Annotated in this window: 1 protein-coding gene; it reads left to right on the forward strand. The window is 61.2% G+C overall.

Annotation, left to right across the window (positions count from 1 at the left end; all coding sequences use genetic code 11):
• Window positions 1–59: 59 nt before the first annotated feature.
• Window positions 60–1,277 (forward strand): IS3 family transposase gene (locus tag CIK74_RS00155; RefSeq protein ID WP_096253686.1). Its coding sequence is split into 2 segments (ribosomal slippage), with 1,219 coding nucleotides annotated over them: window positions 60–327 and window positions 327–1,277; the frame shifts between segments, so codons are not numbered across the junction. This gene is flagged as partial in the annotation.

Genomic DNA, 1,277 nt, shown 5'->3' on the forward strand with positions numbered 1-1,277 from the left:
ATTAGTGGACAGCCGAACAAGCGGGATCAGCCGATCCCGCATTTGAGAGGATGTCATTAATAAGCAATATGAAAAAGCAACGCAGGTCCTTCACCGAGGAATACCGCAGGGAAGCAGCCGGCCTTGTCATCGATACCGGACGCACCATCAGCGCGGTCGCCAAGGAACTGAACCTCGGCGAGCAAACACTGGGCACCTGGGTGAAGAAAGAACGATCCCGCCGAGGCCTGGACGGCGAGCCGACCGGCGCGCTGGACGAGTCCGAACGCGAAGAACTCAAACGCTTGCGCAAGGAAGTCTTCGAACTGCGGGAGGACAACCGTTTCCTGGGAAAAGCAGCGTCCTTCTTCGCGTCGAAGCAACATCGGTCGAACGGTTCGAACTGATGCACGCGTTGAAGGATGAGTTCGCCTTGACCCGCATGGCGTCATTGCTTCACGTTTCGAAATCAGGCTATTACGCCTGGAGGCAACGCCAAACCGCTGGCCCGTCCCCGAGGGCTGCCGCGCAGCGGGCACGGGATGTGAAGGTCGCCAAGGTCTTCAACGATTCCCATCAGACCTACGGGGCTCCGCGGGCGGCCGCCCAGCTGGCCCGCGTGGGATCCCCGGCCGATCCCAAGACCGTCGCTGCTTCAATGCTGTGCCAGGGCATCGAAGGGATCAGCCCACGGAAGTTCACTCCGGTGACCACGATCCAAGGCGTTGACACTTACCACCTGCCGGATCGGGTGCGCCGGCAATGGGACCAGGGCACCTTGGACAAGGTCTGGATCAGCGACATTACGTATCTGCGCACCAACGAGGGCTGGCTGTACTTGTGCGCAGTGCGTGATGGCTGCTCCCGCAGGGTGCTGGGATGGGCGCTGGATAGCGTGCAGAACACCGATCTGGTGGAAAGGGCCCTGCGCATGGCCAGGACCTTGCGCGGCCAAATTCCAGGTCAGGTGGTGTTCCACGCGGACCGCGGCTCGCAATTCACCTCAGCCCAGTTGCATGAGGTGGCCGTTGAGCTGGATTTGCTGCAGTCCGTGGGCCGCACGGGCGTGTGCTGGGACAACGCCCTGAGCGAGTCATTCTGGTCGACGCTGAAGACCGAATTCTATGACCGCTACCGGTGGGCAACCAGGGCGGACGCCAAGCAGAAAGCGGCTTGGTGGATTGAGGATTTCTATCACCGCCGCCGACTGCATTCAAGCCTGGGGATGCTCCCTCCGGTGGAGTTTGAGCAGAAGCTTCGCGGCCAGCAGGAACGCGTTGAACAGCATAGGACCGTGC

It is taken from the genome of Glutamicibacter sp. BW77 (assembly GCF_002332285.1).
Classification (GTDB): domain Bacteria; phylum Actinomycetota; class Actinomycetes; order Actinomycetales; family Micrococcaceae; genus Glutamicibacter; species Glutamicibacter bergerei.